Annotated in this window: 24 protein-coding genes; 15 read left to right on the forward strand and 9 right to left on the reverse strand. The window is 63.0% G+C overall.

The window, feature by feature from the left end:
- Window positions 1-3: 3 nt before the first annotated feature.
- The 3 genes from nadD (at window position 4) to rlmH (ending at window position 1,872) form a co-directional block, all read left to right on the forward strand.
- Window positions 4-642, forward strand: a complete 639-nt coding sequence (gene nadD / locus HA052_RS00970) for a nicotinate-nucleotide adenylyltransferase (RefSeq protein ID WP_217806190.1) — start codon at window positions 4-6, stop codon at window positions 640-642.
- A 173-nt stretch (window positions 643-815) separates the two neighbouring features.
- Window positions 816-1,184 carry a ribosome silencing factor gene (gene rsfS, locus HA052_RS00975; RefSeq protein ID WP_019101317.1) on the forward strand — a complete coding sequence of 123 codons (369 nt, stop codon included), beginning with the start codon at window positions 816-818 and terminating at the stop codon, window positions 1,182-1,184.
- Between the two features lie 217 nt (window positions 1,185-1,401).
- On the forward strand, window positions 1,402-1,872 hold the full coding sequence (gene rlmH / locus HA052_RS00980; protein ID WP_019101316.1) for a 23S rRNA (pseudouridine(1915)-N(3))-methyltransferase RlmH: 471 nt from the start codon (window positions 1,402-1,404) through the stop codon (window positions 1,870-1,872).
- 19 nt (window positions 1,873-1,891) lie between these two features.
- Here the strand turns inward: rlmH and HA052_RS00985 are convergent, their stop codons facing one another.
- Together HA052_RS00985 and HA052_RS00990 are read right to left on the reverse strand one after the other, a co-directional pair.
- On the reverse strand, window positions 1,892-2,047 hold the full coding sequence (locus HA052_RS00985; protein WP_166450442.1) for a hypothetical protein: 156 nt from the start codon (window positions 2,045-2,047) through the stop codon (window positions 1,892-1,894).
- On the reverse strand, window positions 2,044-2,340 hold the full coding sequence (locus HA052_RS00990) for a DUF2325 domain-containing protein (protein ID WP_166450443.1): 297 nt from the start codon (window positions 2,338-2,340) through the stop codon (window positions 2,044-2,046). Before HA052_RS00990 ends, HA052_RS00985 begins: the two co-directional genes overlap by 4 nt.
- A 335-nt stretch (window positions 2,341-2,675) precedes the next feature.
- Here HA052_RS00990 and HA052_RS00995 point away from each other — a divergent pair, with 335 nt between their 5' ends.
- Window positions 2,676-3,989 carry a Na+/H+ antiporter family protein gene (locus tag HA052_RS00995; protein ID WP_166450444.1) on the forward strand — a complete coding sequence of 438 codons (1,314 nt, stop codon included), beginning with the start codon at window positions 2,676-2,678 and terminating at the stop codon, window positions 3,987-3,989.
- Window positions 3,990-3,999: 10 nt separating this feature from the next.
- Entirely contained in the window at window positions 4,000-4,221 is a 222-nt protein-coding gene (locus HA052_RS01000; protein ID WP_166450445.1) for a SlyX family protein, read from the forward strand.
- A gap of 108 nt (window positions 4,222-4,329) precedes the next feature.
- Here the strand turns inward: HA052_RS01000 and HA052_RS01005 are convergent, their stop codons facing one another.
- A complete protein-coding gene (locus tag HA052_RS01005; protein WP_166450446.1) occupies window positions 4,330-4,905 on the reverse strand; it encodes a GNAT family N-acetyltransferase in 576 nt (191 codons plus the stop codon).
- On the reverse strand, window positions 4,902-5,816 hold the full coding sequence (locus HA052_RS01010; RefSeq protein WP_166450447.1) for a DMT family transporter: 915 nt from the start codon (window positions 5,814-5,816) through the stop codon (window positions 4,902-4,904). Before HA052_RS01010 ends, HA052_RS01005 begins: the two co-directional genes overlap by 4 nt.
- 58 nt (window positions 5,817-5,874) lie before the next feature.
- Between HA052_RS01010 and dapC the strand changes: the two genes are divergently transcribed.
- The 9 genes from dapC (at window position 5,875) to HA052_RS01055 (ending at window position 12,690) form a co-directional block, all read left to right on the forward strand.
- Window positions 5,875-7,077, forward strand: a complete 1,203-nt coding sequence (dapC, locus tag HA052_RS01015) for a succinyldiaminopimelate transaminase (RefSeq protein WP_166450448.1) — start codon at window positions 5,875-5,877, stop codon at window positions 7,075-7,077.
- An 84-nt stretch (window positions 7,078-7,161) separates the two neighbouring features.
- Window positions 7,162-7,983, forward strand: a complete 822-nt coding sequence (gene dapD, locus HA052_RS01020; RefSeq protein WP_166450516.1) for a 2,3,4,5-tetrahydropyridine-2,6-dicarboxylate N-succinyltransferase — start codon at window positions 7,162-7,164, stop codon at window positions 7,981-7,983.
- Window positions 7,984-8,362: 379 nt separating this feature from the next.
- A complete protein-coding gene (locus tag HA052_RS01025) occupies window positions 8,363-9,181 on the forward strand; it encodes an ABC transporter ATP-binding protein (RefSeq protein WP_176219479.1) in 819 nt (272 codons plus the stop codon).
- Window positions 9,174-9,959 carry a lipid asymmetry maintenance ABC transporter permease subunit MlaE gene (gene mlaE, locus HA052_RS01030; protein ID WP_081544974.1) on the forward strand — a complete coding sequence of 262 codons (786 nt, stop codon included), beginning with the start codon at window positions 9,174-9,176 and terminating at the stop codon, window positions 9,957-9,959. The genes HA052_RS01025 and mlaE overlap by 8 nt, the downstream gene beginning before the upstream one ends.
- 11 nt (window positions 9,960-9,970) lie before the next feature.
- A complete protein-coding gene (mlaD, locus tag HA052_RS01035) occupies window positions 9,971-10,444 on the forward strand; it encodes an outer membrane lipid asymmetry maintenance protein MlaD (protein WP_081544975.1) in 474 nt (157 codons plus the stop codon).
- 89 nt (window positions 10,445-10,533) lie between these two features.
- Window positions 10,534-11,163, forward strand: coding sequence for an MlaC/ttg2D family ABC transporter substrate-binding protein (locus tag HA052_RS01040; RefSeq protein WP_166450449.1), 630 nt, complete (start codon window positions 10,534-10,536; stop codon window positions 11,161-11,163).
- Window positions 11,163-11,456, forward strand: coding sequence for an STAS domain-containing protein (locus HA052_RS01045; protein ID WP_043636725.1), 294 nt, complete (start codon window positions 11,163-11,165; stop codon window positions 11,454-11,456). The genes HA052_RS01040 and HA052_RS01045 overlap by 1 nt, the downstream gene beginning before the upstream one ends.
- Window positions 11,457-11,472: 16 nt before the next feature.
- Window positions 11,473-12,282, forward strand: coding sequence for an MlaA family lipoprotein (locus HA052_RS01050; protein WP_166450450.1), 810 nt, complete (start codon window positions 11,473-11,475; stop codon window positions 12,280-12,282).
- Window positions 12,283-12,354: 72 nt separating this feature from the next.
- Entirely contained in the window at window positions 12,355-12,690 is a 336-nt protein-coding gene (locus HA052_RS01055) for a zinc ribbon domain-containing protein YjdM (RefSeq protein ID WP_081544977.1), read from the forward strand.
- Between the two features lie 202 nt (window positions 12,691-12,892).
- Here HA052_RS01055 and murA read toward each other — a convergent pair whose 3' ends face one another.
- The 5 genes from murA to HA052_RS01080 all read right to left on the reverse strand — a co-directional run bounded on the left by murA (window position 12,893) and on the right by HA052_RS01080 (window position 16,836).
- Window positions 12,893-14,146 carry a UDP-N-acetylglucosamine 1-carboxyvinyltransferase gene (gene murA, locus HA052_RS01060; RefSeq protein ID WP_043636718.1) on the reverse strand — a complete coding sequence of 418 codons (1,254 nt, stop codon included), beginning with the start codon at window positions 14,144-14,146 and terminating at the stop codon, window positions 12,893-12,895.
- A 6-nt stretch (window positions 14,147-14,152) separates the two neighbouring features.
- Window positions 14,153-14,401, reverse strand: a complete 249-nt coding sequence (locus HA052_RS01065) for a BolA family protein (RefSeq protein WP_166450451.1) — start codon at window positions 14,399-14,401, stop codon at window positions 14,153-14,155.
- Between the two features lie 21 nt (window positions 14,402-14,422).
- On the reverse strand, window positions 14,423-15,178 hold the full coding sequence (locus HA052_RS01070) for an ABC transporter permease (protein WP_081544979.1): 756 nt from the start codon (window positions 15,176-15,178) through the stop codon (window positions 14,423-14,425).
- Complete coding sequence (locus HA052_RS01075; RefSeq protein ID WP_166450452.1) at window positions 15,175-16,080, reverse strand: ABC transporter ATP-binding protein; 906 nt, start codon at window positions 16,078-16,080, stop codon at window positions 15,175-15,177. Before HA052_RS01075 ends, HA052_RS01070 begins: the two co-directional genes overlap by 4 nt.
- 87 nt (window positions 16,081-16,167) lie before the next feature.
- Window positions 16,168-16,836 carry a TetR family transcriptional regulator gene (locus tag HA052_RS01080; RefSeq protein ID WP_240937211.1) on the reverse strand — a complete coding sequence of 223 codons (669 nt, stop codon included), beginning with the start codon at window positions 16,834-16,836 and terminating at the stop codon, window positions 16,168-16,170.
- A gap of 175 nt (window positions 16,837-17,011) precedes the next feature.
- Between HA052_RS01080 and HA052_RS01085 the strand changes: the two genes are divergently transcribed.
- Window positions 17,012-18,202: an efflux RND transporter periplasmic adaptor subunit gene (locus HA052_RS01085; RefSeq protein ID WP_240937217.1), complete on the forward strand. Its 1,191-nt coding sequence runs from the start codon at window positions 17,012-17,014 to the stop codon at window positions 18,200-18,202.
- The last annotated feature ends 15 nt before the right edge of the window (window positions 18,203-18,217 follow it).

Consider the following 18,217-nt stretch of genomic DNA (forward strand, 5'->3'; position numbering starts at 1 on the left):
CCGGTGCGCCTGGGCTTGTTCGGCGGCACCTTCGACCCCATCCACAACGCCCACCTGCGCATGGCCGACGCCTTCGCCGCGGAGTTGGCGCTGGATCGGGTCAGACTGATTCCGGCCGGCCGGCCTTATCATCGCAGCCAGGGGCCGTACGCCGCCCCGGCGCAACGCCTCGCCATGACGAAGCTGGCGGTGGCGGACCATCCGCGGCTGACGGTGGACGAGCGCGAAGTGCGCCGCCCCGGCGCCGCCTACACCATAGACACGCTGGAAGAGCTGCGCGCCGAACTGGGCCCGGACGCTGAACTGTGGTTTTTGATCGGCGGCGACTCGCTTGCCGCGCTGCACACCTGGAAGCGCTGGGACGAACTGTTGCGTTTCGCCAACCTCGCCGTGGCCCTGCGCCCCGGCTTCGATCCGGCCCGGCTGTCCGCGCCGGTGCAAGCCTTGTGGCGCGCCCGGCAAGTCTCTGATTTTTCAAATCGAACCGCATCCGGTACAATCCGCCCCTTGGCCTTGCCGCCGGTGGACATCGCGGCCACCGACATCCGCCAGCGCCTGGCGCGCGGCGACGCGGTGGACGATGTGCTGCCGCCCGCGGTGCTGGCCTATATCCGCCAACACCGGCTATACCAGACAGTGTAGCCGCCGTGTCCGGCCACTTTCCGCCAGGCCGTCAGCAGACGGCCGGCTGCGATTCACTTTAAAGCAATACGGCAGGCCTGCCGGTCGCGCTACGCGCGCCGGCCCCGCCCGCCATTTTGCGGCAGCTTTGCGCCGGCCCGGCCGACGCGAACCCCGCATAGGAAAAGGACATTATGGAAGTGCAAGACATTGCCAAACTGGCGATCGAAGCCCTGGAAGACGTCAAGGGCAAGGACATCATCGAACTGGACACCAGCAAGCTGACCTCGCTGTTCCAATGCATGATCGTGGCCACCGGCGACTCCAACCGCCAGGTCAAGGCGCTGGCCAACAGCGTGCACGTCAAGCTGAAGGAAGCCGGCGTGGACATCGTCGGCAGCGAAGGCCATGAAAGCGGCGAATGGGTGCTGGTGGACGCCGGCGACGTGGTGGTGCACGTGATGCTGCCCGCCGTGCGCGACTACTACGACATCGAAGCGCTGTGGGGCGGTCAGAAGCCCAGCTTCCTGCCGGCCGGCGGCCGTCCGTGGTCGGCGACCTGATCCGGCTGCGCTAAGAACGTGTTTACGATCTCGCGAGCAAGAGCGAGACAAGGCGAAAACGGCTGAGAAAGCGGAATGTACAAGTGATACATGAGCATTTCTAGGACGGTTTCAACGCTGTATCGCCAACGCGTAGCAGATCGTAAACAGGTTCTAAGCCACTCATCGAAACGGGGACGCAAGTCCCCGTTTGCGTTTATTCCCTGGTTCACTCACGATGAAAATCACTATTCTCGCCGTCGGCACCAAGATGCCGCGTTGGGTCGACGAGGCCTACGGCGATTACGCCAAGCGCTTTGGCCGCGACATCACGCTGGAGCTGAAGGAAATCAAGCCGGAGAAGCGGGGCGGCGGCGTCACCGCCGAAAAAGGCATTGCCGCCGAGCACGAACGCTTGCTCGCCGCCATTCCGCCGCGCGCAAGGCTGGTGGTGATGGACGAACGCGGCAAGAACTGGACCTCGGTGCGCCTGGCCGAAGGCCTGAAGGAATGGATGGCCGGCGGCGATGACGTAGCCTTCATCATCGGCGGCGCCGACGGCCTGGCGGCGGAATTGAAGCAGCGTGCCGACGTGCTGCTGCAACTATCGGCGATGACGCTGCCGCACGGCATGGTGCGGGTGATGTTGGCCGAGCAGATCTACCGCGCCTACTCCATTCTCAACAACCACCCCTACCACCGCGAATAAGAACCGGCGCGCGGCCGAATCAAGCCGGCTGCGACGGCTGCGCCGCCGTCGGCGGCAAGGGCGGCTGCGCCAGCCCGGTCCATTCCACCGCCACCGTATCGTCGCGCAAAGGCAGCGCCGAGTCCTCTGCGCGCGCCAAGCTGGCCAGCCAGTTTTCATTGCCCGAAAAAATCATGACAGCTTCCTCCAGCCCTCATGTTGCAAACGCCGTTCCACCGCAGTGGCGGAACGGCGGCAGGCCACCACCGGGATGCCCAGCGCGTGAGCGCTGTCCCGGTAATTGCGCATCACATTGTGTCCCAGGAAATCGGTGAGCAGGATCAATAGATCCGGCTTGCCCGGCAGCGGCGCCTTGCGCTGATGCGCGACGTTGCGCCCGCAAATGTGGCGGGCGATCCGGATATCGTAGCTTTGCAGAACCGCCGGAATGTTCCCCAGGCTGTCCGCGCCTATCAACAGGGCGTTCATCGGCCACCTCCTCTCTCGCGACGCGGAACGCCGCCTTGACATGCACCCACTCTAAGCGGACGTAATAACACAGTAAAGACATATAAAATTAGTTTTTTATTTCCAACAAGTATATAAATGCCACTATGGTCCCGCCTCTCCCCTTCCTCCGGCGATAAATAGGCAAGTCTTTGAAATTACGGCTCAAAGCAAGATCCCGTCCTTGCAGCGTCGGCCGGCGCCCCACCACAGCCTTCCACCCTTAGTTTCAAGCCAGACTATCGACAGAAAAACCGAAACCCGCTACGCTGCGCGCCCTCGGCTTCTTCGCCCAACCTATTGATCTGTATATACAAATGAACGCAGTTCTTTTGGCCGTCATCGTCATGCTCGGGCTGGCGCTGTTGCGCACCCACGTCGTCATCAGCCTGCTGCTCGGCGCCTTGATCGGTGGCCTTAGCGGCGGCCTGTCCCTGTCACGCACGCTGGAAGCCTTCAATAACGGCATCACCGGCGGCGCCGCGGTGGCCCTGTCCTACGCCTTGCTGGGCGCCTTCGCGCTGGCCATCGCCAAATCCGGCCTGCCGCACGCGATGGCGGACCTGGCGGTGAAGCGCCTGGAGCGCGACAGCGGCCAAAGCCGCTTGAAATGGGCGCTGATCCTGCTGCTGGCCCTGGTCAGCATCGCCAGCCAGAACCTGGTGCCCATCCACATCGCCTTCATTCCCTTGCTGGTGCCGCCGCTGCTCTATGTGATGGCGCGGCTGCATCTGGACCGCCGCCTGGTCGCCTGCGTGATCACCTTCGGCCTGGTCACGCCCTATATGGTGTTTCCCGTGGGCTTCGGCGACATTTTTCTGAAACAGATCCTGCTCGGCAACATCGCCAAATCCGGCATGGACGTGCGCGGCCTCAATGTGATGCACGCGATGGCGATTCCAGCGCTGGGCATGCTGGCCGGCCTGTTGTGGGCGGTGCTGGTCAGCTACCGCAAACCGCGCCAGTACGCCCTGGGCAAGATAGAAAACGCCGAGCGCACCCGCGCCAAGGTCAGCCGCAAATCGCTGGCCACCGCTTTGCTGGCGATCACGCTGGCCTTCGCAGTGCAGCTGTACACCGATTCGATGATCATGGGCGCGCTGGCGGGCTTTCTGCTGTTCCTCGCCACCGGCGTGGTGAAATGGAAGGACGCGGACGGTCTGTTCAACGAAGGCATGAAGATGATGGCGATGATAGGTTTCACCATGATCACCGCCCAAGGCTTCGCCGAGGTGCTGAAGGCCACCGGCCAGGTGGGCGCGCTGGTGACCGCCAGCGCCGGCCTGTTCGCCGGCAATCAGGGCGTGGCCGCCTTCGCCATGCTGCTGGTTGGCCTGGTGGTGACCCTGGGCATAGGCTCGTCCTTTTCCACCGTGCCCATTCTCACCGCCATCTACGTTCCGCTGTGCATGCACTTGGGCTTCTCGCCGCTGGCCACGGTGGCCATTATCGGCACCGCCGGCGCCTTGGGCGACGCCGGCTCGCCGGCGTCGGACTCCACGCTGGGCCCGACTTCGGGCCTGAACGTGGACGGTCAGCACGACCATATCCGCGACACCGTGCTGCCCACTTTCCTGCACTACAACCTGCCGGTACTGGCGGCCGGCTGGATTGCGGCGATGGTGTTGTAGAATGGCCGGCATGGATGATCAAATTGATGCCCGCCTGGCCGAAATGGAAGTGAAGCTCGCCTTCCAGGACGAACTATTGGACGCGCTGAACGCCACCGTGGCGCGTCAGCAAAAAGACATGGAACTGCTGCAACAGCAAATACGCCTGCTCTACCAGCAATTCCGTCAGGCCCAACCGGACGACGCCACGTCCGGCCTCAGCCTGCGCGACGAGCTTCCGCCGCATTATTGAACCGACGGCGGCTTTAGAACGTGTTTACGATCTCGCGAGCAAGAGCGAGACAAGGCGAAGACGGTTTCAACGCCGTATCGCCTACGCGCAGCGGGCTTTGAACAGGTTCTAGCGGCCGCCCTTGCGCCGCGACACCGTCGCCTCAATGTTCTTGCGGCCAATCAGCGGCGCCGGCTCCGGCATCTCCGGCGCGGCGTCTCCCAGCCACTTGTACATGACCAGACAGTCCACCAGCCCCAGCCGCGCGTGACGATAAGCGCGCGGCACACGCCCCACCTGCTCGTAGCCCAGCTTGCGCCACAAGGCCACCGCCACTTCGTTGCTGGCCACGACCGAATTGAACTGCATCGCCAGAAAGCCGCTGTCCCGCGCCAATTTCTGAGAATGCTCGCACATCAGCCGCGCCACGCCTTTGCCGCGCGCCTCCACGGCCACCATATAGCCGCAGTTGCAAACATGGCCGCCCGGGCCGGCCGCATTGGGTTTGAGAAAATACGAACCCAGCAGCACGCCATCCTCCTCCGCCACCAGCGTGTGCAAGGGCAACCGCAGCCACAGCTCTCGCGCCTGCTCCCACGTTATTTCCGGATCGAAAGCATAGGTCTCCCTAGCCGCCACCACCGCGTGGAACACGGGCCAGAAACGCTCGAAATCGCCGTCGTTCATCGGTCGGATCGTAATCATGCCGCCTCCTGTTTCAGTTGCGCCGTCCCCGGCTTCCTGGTCATGCGTCCGGACAACAAGCTGGCGCTGGCGATCAAGGCGCCGCCCGCCCATTCGCGCGGCGTCATCGCCTCGCCGGCCAACAGATAGGCCGACGCCGCAGCGAACAACAGCTCCATCAGCATCAGCGTCATCGTCTGCGTCGCCGGCAGAATGGACACGCCGTGCTGCGATATCACGCTGGTGCATAACAGGGTCACGCCCAGAATGCCCAACACCAGCCAGCTTTGCGGCGGTATTTGCAGGATGCCGCCCAACTGCCCGGCCAGCGCCAGTTTGATCGCGCCGATGGACGCCACGCCAAACCAGATCGACGCCGATTTGACCGGTACCGGGATGGACTGGGCGCCTCGGCTGATCACATTGCCCAACGCAAAGGCCATGCCGCCGGACAGCGCCAGCCATTCGTAGCGATGGCTGAGCGGCAGTTCGCCGGCGAGCAGGCCGGGCCGATATATGAAGATGAAGCAGCCCAGCAGCGACAAGGCCACCACCAGCCAGCCGCTGCGGGTCAAACGCTCCTTCAGGATCAGCCGCGACAGGAACACCGTCCACAGCGGCGACAGGTAGAACAAGAGCAAGACCCGCATCACCTGCCCCTCGGACACCGCCCAGGTATAGCTGTAGTTGCACCAGCCGAACACCGCGGTCAGCACCAGCAGCACCGGCTGCAGCCGGAACTGGCGGCGATAGACATCGAAAAAGGTGATCACGCCCAGGGTGATCGCCACCAGATACACCACCAGCGAGGTCATCGCCACGCTGACGCCGCTCTGATTGAGACTCCGGAACGGATACCACATCAGCCCCCACACCAGCGCAGTGGTCAGAATGCCGGTGGTGGCCAGAAACTTTTGTTTTACAGGTGTCATTGCTGTTCTTAAGATGTTCGCTGTTCGTTTGCTTGCGCCCGCTTTTCTGGAGATACCCGTGAACCCTCGCCTGGCCCAATTGCAGCCCTACCCGTTTCAACGCCTGCGCGCCCTGCTCGCCGGCGCGACGCCGCCCGCGGACAAGGCGCACATCAACTTGTCGATAGGCGAACCCAAGCACCCGACGCCGGCGCTGGTGGAACAGGCGCTGATAGCCAATCTGGGCGGCTTGTCGCAATACCCGGCCACGCTGGGCAGCGAAGCGCTGCGCCAGGCCTGCGCCGCCTGGATGCGGCGACGCTACGATCTGAACCTGGATGCGCAAAGCGAGATACTGCCGGTCAACGGCAGCCGTGAAGCCTTGTTTGCTTTTGTGCAGACAGTGATCGACGCAAGCGTTGAGCCGGCGCCGGTAGTGATATCCCCGAATCCTTTTTACCAGATTTACGAAGGCGCGGCACTGTTGGCCGGGGCCGAACCCTACTATGTCAACTGCCTGGCCGAACAGCGCTTCCAGCCGGACTGGAGCCAGGTGCCGGAAACCGTGTGGCGGCGTACCCAGCTGGTGATCGTGTGCAGCCCCGGCAATCCCACCGGCGCGGTGATGTCGCTGGCCGACTGGGAAACCTTGTTCCAGTTGTCGGATCGCTACGGCTTCGTCATCGCCAGCGACGAGTGCTATTCCGAAATTCACTTCGGCCGGCCCCCACTGGGAGGACTGGAAGCGGCGCGCAAGCTGGGCCGCGGCTTTGAGCGGCTGGCGATGTTCACCAGCCTGTCCAAGCGCTCCAACGTCCCCGGCATGCGCTCGGGCTTCGTCGCCGGCGACGCGGCGCTCCTGGCGAAATTCCTGCTCTACCGCACCTACCACGGCAGCGCGATGAGCCTGGCGATACAGGCGGCCAGCGTGGCGGCCTGGAACGACGAGGATCACGTGGAGTCCAACCGGGCTCAATACATCGCCAAGTTCGACGCGGTCACCCCGCGGCTGGCGATGGGGCTGGAGGTGCGCCGCCCGGACGCCAGCTTCTACCTGTGGGCCAAGGTGCCGGACGGGAATGATGTAGACTTCGCCAAGGCGCTGTTCGCCGAAGAACACGTCACCGTGCTGCCGGGCAGCTACTTGGCGCGCGACGCCCACGGCGTCAACCCCGGCGCCGGTTATGTCCGCGTCGCGCTGGTGGCCACGCTGGAAGAGTGCGTGGCCGGCGTCGAGCGCATCGTCGCCTTCGCCGAACGCAGACAGCGCCAGACCCCCTGAATCCACGCGGTCCGCCTCTGGCGCGGCCGCTTGAAAGCGAATTGAATGACGACTTCCATCCACATTGCTAAAGGACTGAACACCATGCATCCGATCCAGACCCTGATCGAAGAAGCGTTTGAGAAGCGCGCTGAGATCACGCCCGCCACCGTCTCCGCCGAACTCAAGGCCGCCATCGGTCAGGTGATCGCCGAACTGGACGCCGGCCGCCTGCGCGTGGCGGAAAAACAGGGGGCCGACTGGGTGGTGAACCAGTGGGTGAAGAAGGCGGTGCTGCTGTCCTTCCGCATCCGCGACAATGACATCTCCGACGACGGCGTCAATCGCTACTTCGACAAAGTTGACACCAAGTTCGCCGACTGGACCCCGGCCCGCTTCCAGGAAGCCGGTTTCCGCGTGGTGCCGGGCGCGGTGGCGCGCAAGGGCAGCTTCATCGCCAAGAACACCGTGCTGATGCCGTCCTACGTCAACATCGGCGCCTACGTCGACGAAGGCGCGATGGTGGACACCTGGGCCACCGTCGGCTCCTGCGCCCAGATCGGCAAGAACGTGCACCTGTCCGGAGGCGTCGGCATCGGCGGCGTGCTGGAGCCGCTGCAGGCCAACCCCACCATCATCGAGGACAACTGCTTCATCGGCGCGCGCTCTGAAATCGTCGAAGGCGTGATCGTCGGCGAAGGTTCGGTGATCTCCATGGGCGTCTACATCGGTCAATCCACCAAGATCTACGACCGCGAAACCGGCGAGGTCAGCTACGGCCGCGTGCCGCCGGGCTCGGTGGTGGTGTCCGGCAACCTGCCCAGCAAGGATGGCAGCCACAGCCTCTACTGCGCGGTGATCGTTAAGAAGGTGGACGCTCAGACTCGCAGCAAAACCAGCATCAACGAGCTGCTGCGCGGCGTGTAACCCCCCTCCGTCCGCCGGCCCGGGCGGACAGTCGGTTCGCCCGCTGCCCGCCTTTCTCCCCTCCGTCGTCGCCTCTCGGCGTCTCCAACCGCATTGCGGTGCAGCATATTTGCATCGCGAATGCTGTTGAAATTTGGCTAGTCCACGACAAGTCTATAAAATCTCCAGTTCGAAAAGAATCGGCAAAAAAGCGGCCGCTCTCCAAGCACCGCTCAGCCCAGGCCGCGACGCGCCGGAAGCCAAGGCGCAGCGCAAGATCAGCGCTGGGGTGACGGGCTTCAAGAGCCGCTTTGCCTGAACGGCCCGCCATCGCACCGCTCCGGGTCCGCCGTTTCAACCGAAGCCGTCCGCGGCTTCACGCATGCTATCTGGAAACTTTGTGTCTTCTGACAATTTCATCGAATTCAGAAACGTCAGCTTCGCCTATGGCGAGCGGCCCATTCTGAAAAACCTCAACCTCGCTATTCCGCGCGGAAAGCTGGTGGCCGTCATGGGCGGCAGCGGCAGTGGCAAAACCACGCTGCTGCGGCTGATCTCGGGCCAGAACCGTCCGCAAAGCGGCGAAGTGCTGGTTGACGGCAAGAGCGTCGCCAAGATGAGCTCGGCCGAACTTTATCAACACCGCCGCCGCATGGGCATGCTGTTCCAGTTCGGCGCGCTGTTCACCGATCTGTCGGTGTTCGACAACGTCGCCTTCCCCATTCGCGAGCACACCAAGCTGTCGGACAGCATGGTCCGCGACCTGGTGACCATGAAACTGGAAGCCGTCGGCCTGCGAGGCACCCAGCAGCTGATGCCGGCCGAACTGTCCGGCGGCATGGCGCGCAGGGTGGCGCTGGCGCGCGCCATTGCGCTGGACCCCCAGCTGATGCTGTACGACGAGCCTTTCACCGGCCTGGATCCGATCTCGCTGGGCGTGATCGCCCACCTGATCAAAAAGCTCAACAACGCGCTGGGCACCACCGCGGTGATGGTCACCCACGACGTGCACAAATCGCTGGAGATCGTGGACCACGTGCTCTTCGTAGCCGGCGGCGAGATCGTCGCCCAGGGCACGCCGGACCAAGTGCGCAACTCGGATTCGCCATGGGTTCACCAGTTCATCTGGGGCGAGGCCGACGGCCCGGTGCATTACGCCTACCCGGCGGAGCGCTCGCTCGCCGAAGATCTGGGACTCAACGGAGGCCGCCATGCTTGATTTGATCGCCGCGCCCCTGCGCAAGCTCGGCCACCTCGCCATCAACGCCGTCTGGCGGCTGGGCTTCGCCTGCCGCTTCCTCGTGGCCATCCTGCGGGGCAGCGGCCAGAGCCTGCTGCGGCCGCAGCTGACCATACGCGAGGTCTATTTCGCCGGCGTGATGTCCTTGATCATCATCCTGGTGTCCGGCCTCTTCGTCGGCATGGTGCTGGGCCTGCAAGGCTACAGCACCCTCGCCAAGTTCGGCTCCGCCGACGCGCTGGGCGCGGTGGTGGCGCTGGCGCTGCTGCGCGAGCTGGGCCCGGTACTGGCCGCGCTCTTGTTCGCCAGCCGCGCCGGCAGCGCGATGACGGCCGAAATCGGCCTGATGAAAACCACCGAGCAACTGGACGCGATGAGCGTGATGGCGGTCGATCCCATCGCCCGCGTGGTGGCGCCCCGCTTCTGGGCCGGCGTCATCTCCATGCCCATCCTGGCCGCACTGTTCAACGTGGTCGGCATCTTTGGCGGCTACCTGGTGGGCGTGGTGATGATAGGCCTGGACGTCGGCACGTTCTGGTCGCAGATGCAGGCCAACGTCGACCTGCATTTCGACGTGGTCAACGGACTGATCAAGAGCCTGTGCTTCGGCGTCGCCGTCACCCTGATCGCCGTGTTCGAAGGCTATGACGCCACTCCGACGGCCAGCGGCGTGTCCGCCGCCACCACCCGGACTGTCGTCACCTCCGCATTGGTCATCCTGGCGCTGGATTTCATCCTGACCGCCTTCATGTTCTAGGAAAAACCCGAATGAAACGCTCTACTATTGACTTGTGGGTAGGCATTTTCGTGGCGCTGGGCATTGCCGCCGTCACCTTCCTGTCGCTGAAAGTGGCCAACCTGGTCCCGCAAAGCGCCAACCAGACCTATGTGCTGTACGCCGACTTCGACAACGTCGGCGGACTGAAGGTCAAAGCGCCGGTCAAGGAAGCCGGCGTGGTGATCGGACGCGTAGCCGACATCCGGCTCAACCCGAAAACTTATCGCGCCCGCGTGACTCTGAATATTGACAAGGCCTATCAGATCAGCGACGACACCAGCGCGTCCATCCTGACCGCCGGCCTGCTGGGCGAACAATATATCGGCATGCTGCAAGGCGGCTCGGAAACTAATCTGGCCCCGGGCGGCACCATCACCATCACCTCCTCCGCCATGGTGCTGGAACAATTGATCGGTAAGTTCATGACGGGCTTTACCGATAGCAACAAGAGCGCTGACAAATAGCGCGGCACAAAGACGGGGCAGCCCGCAACAAACTGCCGGCCGGCGCGCAGTCCGCGCCGCCGGCTCACTCGCAATCGATTGGAAAAACGATGAAAAAACTGCTCGCATTCTGCTGTCTGCTGTTCGGCCTGTCCGCCGTGGCCCAAGCCGCCGGCGACGCCCCCACCGACGTGATCAAAGACGCATCCCGCCAGGTGCTGGAAGTGCTGAAACAGGACAACGGCAAGAACACCAAGCAAGTCCGCCAGCAGGCGGAAGCGGTGGCGGTGCCGATGTTTGATTTCCCGCGCATGACCGCGCTAGCCGTGGGCCTGGGCTGGCGTCAGGCCAGCGCCGAACAGCGCGCCCAACTGACTCAGCAGTTCCAGACCCTGCTGGTGCGCACCTATTCCGCGACCATGACCCGCTTCAAAACCGCCCAGGTAGATGTCAAGCCCAACCCTGTGATGAGCAACGGCGATCGCGACGCCACGGTGAAAACCACGGTAAGCCTGCCGGGCAACGCCAACCCGGTGACGGTGGACTACTCCCTGAACAAGGGCGCGCAAGGCTGGAAGATCTATAACGTCAGCGTGGAAGGCGCCAGCCTGGTCACCGTCTATCGCAACTCCTTCAATGAAGAAGTGCGCAAAAGCGGCGTGGACGGTCTGATCAAACTGCTGCAGAACAAGAACGCCACCCCCGTGGCCGCGGCGCCCGCAAGCAAGGGCAACAGCTGATGTTGGAACGCACCGCTCCCGGCCAAGCGCGGCTCAGCGGCCGGCTGAACATGGACAGCTGCGGCCCCTTGGCCGCGCCGCTGGCCAAACTCGCCGGCGAAGCGCCGTTGCGGCTGGACTTGTCCGGCATAGCCGGAGCCGATTCCGCCGCCTTGGCTCTGCTGCTCGGCGCGCGCCGCGCCGCCGACGCCGCCGGCCACGCCCTGTCCCTGGAAAACTGGCCAAGCGGGCTCAGCGCCCTGCTCGACCTTTACTCGCTGGCGGAATTGTTGTCAGCCCCAGCGGCGGAATGATATGCGGAGAGGATTTATGTCGTCCCTGAAACCCGCGCTGACCGGCCTGGCGCTATCGCTGCTGCTGGCCGGCTGCGCCAGCAATCCAACGGTGCCTTACGACCGCTTCGAGCCGTACAACCGCGCCATGTACCAGGTCAACGACACCGCCGACCGCTACGTGATCAAGCCCGTGGCCGAAGGCTACAAGGCCATCACGCCGTCGCCGGTGCGCACCGGCGTCAGCAATTTCTTCGACAACCTCAAGGATATCTACAGCGCGCTGTCCAACGCTTTGCGCGCCGAACCGGAAAAAGCGCTGAACGACGTAATGCGGGTGGCGATGAACACCGGCTTCGGTCTGTTCGGCCTGATCGACATCGCCAGCCAGGCCGGTCTGAAGAACAACAAGACCACCCTGGGCGACACCTTCGCCGCCTGGGGTTGGCACGACAGCAACTATCTGGTGCTGCCCTTCTTCGGCCCGTCCACCGTGCGCGACGGCGCCGGCCTGACCGCCTCGCTGGCCGGCCCCGGCCCGGAGAAGATGTTTTACGACACTACCTGGCAAGCGGTGGGCTTTTACGGCCTGTACGGCGTGAACACCCGCGCCCGCTACCTGGGCGTGGAAGCCATGCTCAGCACCGCGGCGCTGGACCCGTACAGTTATACCCGCGACGCTTATATGCAGCTGCGCGCGCAGCAACTGGGCCTGCCCAACCCGACCCAGGCTGCCGACAATTTCAACCTTGACGAGTTGGTCGACTCCCCGGCCGGCAAGCAGGACAGCTCGGCGCCTGCCGCGGCAGTCCCCAACGCCAAGGCCGCAGCCTCCGCCGCGCAGTAAATCCGCACCCTCCGCTGCCGGCCGTCTCAACGAGCCGGCAGCGTTCTTTTTCACTTCTCAACAGGAAACGCCATGAGCAATCTGCCAGCCTGTCCGCAATGCAACTCCGAATACACCTATCAGGATGGCGCGATGTATATCTGCCCGGAGTGCGCGCACGAATGGAACGAACAGGCAGCCCCCGCCGAAGAAGCCCGCGTAATCAAGGACGCCAACGGCAATGTGCTGCAAGACGGCGACAGCGTCACCGTGATCAAGGACCTAAAAGTCAAAGGCTCCTCGCTGGTGGTGAAAGTGGGCACCAAGGTGAAGAACATCCGCCTGGTCGACGGCGATCACGACATCGATTGCAAAATCGACGGCATCGGCGCGATGAGCCTCAAGTCCGAATTCGTCAAAAAAGCGTAACGCCTGCTCCGCAAAGCAAAACGCCACGGCTCCAGCCGTGGCGTTTTTCATTACAAAAGCAAAGTTATCGCTTAGAGCCTGTTTACGATCTCGCGAGCTAGAGCGAGACCAGGCGTTGCGGCTGAGAAGGCGGAATGTACCATTTCGAAGGCGTACTCACCGTGTAACGCTCGACGACGCGCAGCAGATCATAAACAGGCTCTTAGCTGATGCGTTCGATCAGCGCGCCTACCGCGCCCAGCTTTTTCTCGATGTACTCGTAGCCGCGATCCAGATGGTAGATGCGGTCCACAATGGTTTCGCCCTCGGCCACCAGGCCGGCGATCACCAGGCTGGCCGACGCGCGCAGATCAGTGGCCATCACCGTGGCACCGGACAACTTCTCCACGCCCTTGATGATGGCGGTATTGCCTTCCACTTCAATGTTGGCGCCCATTCGGTTCAGCTCGGGCACGTGCATGAAGCGGTTCTCAAAAATAGTTTCGGTCACCACGCCGGCGCCCTCGGCCACGCAGTTCAGCGTCATCAGCTGGGCCTGCATGTCGGTGGGGAAAGCCGGGTAAGGCAAGGTGCGGAAGTTCACCGCCTGCGGACGGCGCTTCATGTCCAGCGAGATCCAGTCGTCGCCGCACTCCACCACCGCGCCGGTTTCCGCCAGCTTGTCCAGCACCGCTTCCATACTCTTGGGCGCGGCGTTGCGCAGCACAATGTGGCCGCGCGTCATCGCGCCGGCCACCAGGAAGGTCCCCGCCTCGATGCGGTCCGGCATCACCGCGTAATCGGCGCCGTGCAAACGCTCCACGCCTTCGATCACCAGCCGGTCGGTGCCGATGCCGCTGATCTTGGCGCCCATGGCCACCAGACAGTTGGCCAGATCGGTCACTTCCGGCTCGCGCGCGGCGTTTTCCAGCACCGTGGTGCCCTCGGCCAGCGTCGCCGCCATCAACAGGTTCTCGGTGCCGCCCACGGTCACCATGTCCATGATGATGCGCGCGCCGCGCAGGCGGCGGGCCTTGGCCTTGACGTAGCCGTGCTCGATGCTGACCTCGGCGCCCATCGCCACCAGGCCCTTGATGTGCTGATCCACCGGCCGGCTGCCGATGGCGCAGCCGCCCGGCAGGGACACCGTGGCCTCGCCGAAGCGCGCCAGCGTCGGGCCCAGCACCAGAATGGACGCGCGCATGGTCTTCACCAGATCGTACGGCGCCACCAGGCTGTCCAGATGACCGGCGGTGATTTCCATCTCGTGCACATTATCGGTCATCACCCGCACCCCCATGCCTTGCAACAGTTTCTGGGTGGTGGCGATATCGCGCAACATCGGCACATTGGTGAAGCGCATGGTGTCGCCGGTCAGCAGGCTGGCGCACAAGATGGGCAGAGCGGCGTTCTTGGCGCCGGAAACGCGGATCTCGCCGTTAAGCGGACCGTTGCCGATGATTTTCAGTTTATCCATGACGGATCAGCCTTGCAGTTTTTGCCATTCGTCCGGCGTGGCGGCCTTGACGATGGACAGAGCGTGAATTTCATTGCTGGCCAGGCGGGTGGCGATCACCTCCTTGACCAGGCGGTGGCGGTCAATCAGGCGCTTGCCCTCGAAAGCCACCGACACGATGGTGGCGTAGAAGTGGTGGCCGTCGCCCTCCACTTCCAGATGGGTACAGGCCAGACCAGCCTCGATGTATTCTTTGACTTGTTGCGGAGTAATCATGAGAAATCCCGTGGATACGCGTTAATGGCGCAGTTTATAGCCAGATTTGATCAGCCACAGCGTCAGGCCCGACAAGACGGCGAAACTGCCGCCCACCACCCCGGCCGATAGCCAGGGACTGACGTCGGCCTGGCCGAAAAAGCCGTAGCGGAAGCCGTCTATCATGTAGAACACCGGGTTGAAATGAGATGCGGCGTACCAGAACGGCGGCAGGCTGTTGATCGAATAGAACACGCCCGACAGGAAAGTCAGCGGCATGATCAGAAAGTTCTGGAAAGCGGCCAACTGGTCGAATTTTTCCGCCCAGATGCCGGCCAAAATGCCCAGCGCGCCCAACACGCCGCAGCCCAGCACAGCGAAGACCAAGGCCCACAGCGGCTGTGCCGGCAGCGGCAGGCCGAACCAGCCGGTGATGAGCAAGACCCCGGCGCCGACGGCCAAACCACGCACAACGGAGGCCAACAGATAGGCGCCGAAGAACTCCAGCGCGGTCAGCGGCGGCAGCAGCAAGAACACGATATTGCCGGTGATCTTGGACTGGATCAGGCTGCTGGAGCTGTTGGCGAAGGCGTTCTGCGCCATCGACATCATCGCCAGACCCGGAATCAGGAAGGCGGTGTAGCTGATGCCCGGATAAGCTTCGACATGGCGCGATAGCACATGGGCGAAGATCAACTGATACATCAGCGCGGTCAACACCGGCGCGGCCACCGTCTGGAACGCCACTTTCCAGAAGCGAACCAGCTCTTTCTTGAATAGAGTCATGAAGCCGGTCATGGCTGCGGCCCTCCATTCATCATCTTGACGAACACGCTTTCCAGATCCGTCTCCACCACGTTCAGTTCTCGTACTTCCACCGCCGCTTCTCGCAGAGCGGCCAGCACGGACTCCAGTTGGCCCAGATGCTCCAGCTGCAACACCACGCGGCGGTCCTCGTCGCGCAGCTTCAGGGGCAGCAGGGCCTCAGGCAAATCGCCGGACAACAGCAGCGCCACTTCGCGGCGCGCGCTGTGCGCCAGCAACTTGTCCTTGCTCTCCAGCGCCACCAGCCGGCCCTTTTTCAGCATGGCGATGCGCGAGCACAAAGCCTCTGCCTCTTCCAAGTAATGGGTGGTCAGCACGATGGTGTGGCCGGCGCGGTTCAGCTCCTGCACGAATACCCACAGGCTCTGGCGCAGCTCAACGTCCACGCCGGCGGTGGGCTCGTCCAACACGATGACCGGCGGACGGTGCACCAGCGCCTGGGCCACCATCACCCGGCGCTTCATGCCGCCGGACAGGGCGCGCATATTGCTGTGCGCCTTGTCATCCAGGCCCAGCTTGAACAGCAGTTCGTCTATCCAGTCGTCGTTGCGGCCCAGGCCGAAGTAGCCGGACTGGAAGCGCAGCGTTTCGCGCACCGACAGGAAGGGATCGAACACCAGCTCCTGCGGCACCACGCCCAGCGCCTTGCGCGCGGCGCGGAAATCGCCGACCACGTCGTGGCCCATGATGCGGATGGAACCGCTGTCCGGCCGCGACAAGCCGGCCATCGCGGAAATCAACGTGGTCTTGCCTGCGCCGTTAGGACCGAGCAGGGCGAAGAATTCGCCGGGGGCGACGGTGAAGCCCACCTGGTCCAGCGCCTGCAGCTGGCCATAGCGCTTGCTCACCGCTTGAATTTCAATAGCCTGGGGCATGAGAGAGGTAACACCGACAACGCCGCGCGGCAGTGGGCCGCCAATGGCGCTAATGGTTTGACAAAAAAGGTCAATTATAGCGCTGGGCTACGTTTGAGGGGAGAGTTCTTCCATCACTTCCGGCAAGAAAATTCCGCGATAGACATACTGCAACAGTTGCGTGGCATTCTCTCCCAAATTGGTCTGGCTGCCGTCCGCCAGCCAACGGTTGATCAGGCCATGGTGCATCGATTGCAACACCTCGGCCACCGTTTCCGGATTCACGTACGGCAAGGTCTGGCCGGCATCCACCGCCATCTGCACCACGAGGGTCAACTGCTCGCGGGTTTCTTGCATATGTGCAACACACTCGTCGTGAATGGGGGCCAGCTCACCGACATGCTCGCTCCGCATAAACAGAATGAGTAAAATACGACGAACCTGTGGGTTATCCCCAATCATGGTCAGCAGCCGGTGGCTATGGTTCCACAAGGCCAGTGCCGGACTCGAGTGTGCCGTTCTCAACAATTGCTCACAGATGTCATCAAACTGTCCGCCCATCCTGTCCAGCATTGCCCGGTACAAGTCCAGCTTGTTCTGGAAATGCCAATACACCGCGCCGCGCGTCAATCCCGCTGCGCTGGCGATGTCGGCCAGTGTCGTTTTGGAGACACCCTTCTCGCTAAAGAGCTGCTCCGCCGTATCCAGCAGCAAATGCCGCGTTTGTTCGGCTTCTTCCCGGGTTTTGCGTGCCATGTTGAACGTATCGCTGATCAAGAAGTCTGTCGGAAGCCCGCACCATAACACAATGCGTCGCTGGAAGCATTTTACATACGTACACGCATGTATGTAAAATGTCGCGATTCGATATCGATCAATTCCCACTATCAAAGAAAAATTGCAGTACCTTTTACTTATAACACTCATATCCCCACATTCCTGAGGACATCCCATGAAGATGCAAGGAAACACCTTCGCCCAGAAAGGCGGGCAATGGCTGTTGCTCACCGCCTTGGCCGCCAGCCTGATGGCCTGCGGTCAAAAGAACGACAAGCATGCCGGAGCCATGCCGCCGATGCCGGTGGGCGTGCTCGAGATCGCGCCTAGCGATGTGCCCGTCTCTTTCGAATTCGTCGGCCAAGCCGCCGGTTCGCGCGAAGTGGAAGTGCGCGCCCGTGTGGGCGGCATTCTGCTCAAGCGCGCCTACACCGAAGGCAAGCCGGTGAAACAAGGCGACTTGCTGTTCCAGATCGACCCGGAGCCGTTGAAGGCGACGCTGGACCAGGCCCAGGGCAATCTGCAAGTGCAACAGGCGCAGCTGGTGCGCACCAAACAGGATTACGACCGCATCTCTCCGCTGTTCAAGGAGAACGCGGTCAGCCAGAAAGACCGCGACGACGCGGTCAGCGCTTATGAGGCCGCCAAGGCTTCCGTCGCCGCCGCCCAGGCTCAGGTGCAACAGGCCAAGATCAATCTTGGCTACGCCCGCGTCACCGCGCCGATTTCCGGCATGACCAGCCAGGAAACCCGCTCCGAAGGCAGCCTGGTGTCCACCACCGCCGATGGCAGCCTGCTGACCAAGGTGTCCCAGCTGGACCCGGTCTACGTCAACTTCAGCATGTCCGACAGCGATATGATGAATCTGCGCAAGATGCAGGATTCCGGCCAATTAAAGCTGGCCGCCAACGGCCATTTCAATGTGCAGCTGAAACTGACCGACGGTTCCACCTACGGCAAAAGCGGCCGCTTGAACTTTACCGACAGCCTGGTGGACGCCAGCACCGGCACCATCCGTTCGCGGGCCACCTTCGCCAACCCGGACGGCGGCATCCTGCCCGGCCAGTTCGTGCGCGTGATCCTGCAAGGCGCCAAGCGCAGCAACGCCATCGCCGTGCCGCAACGCGCGGTGCTGACCTCGCAGCAGGGCAAGATGGTCTGGGTCGTCGGCGCCGACAACAAGGTGCAGCCGCGCCCGATCACCGTGTCTCAGGACGTGGGCCTGAACGTGCTGGTGGAAAGCGGCCTGAAAGCCGGCGACAAGGTGGTGGTGGACAACATCATCAAACTGCGCCCGGGCGCCGACGTGAAACCGCATCCGTTCAAGGCCGACGCCAGCGCGCCCGCCGCCGCGCCCAAACAATAAGGCAAAGGGGTAACC

The sequence above is a fragment of the Chromobacterium fluminis genome, assembly GCF_011602385.1.
In the GTDB taxonomy this organism is placed as follows: domain Bacteria; phylum Pseudomonadota; class Gammaproteobacteria; order Burkholderiales; family Chromobacteriaceae; genus Chromobacterium; species Chromobacterium fluminis.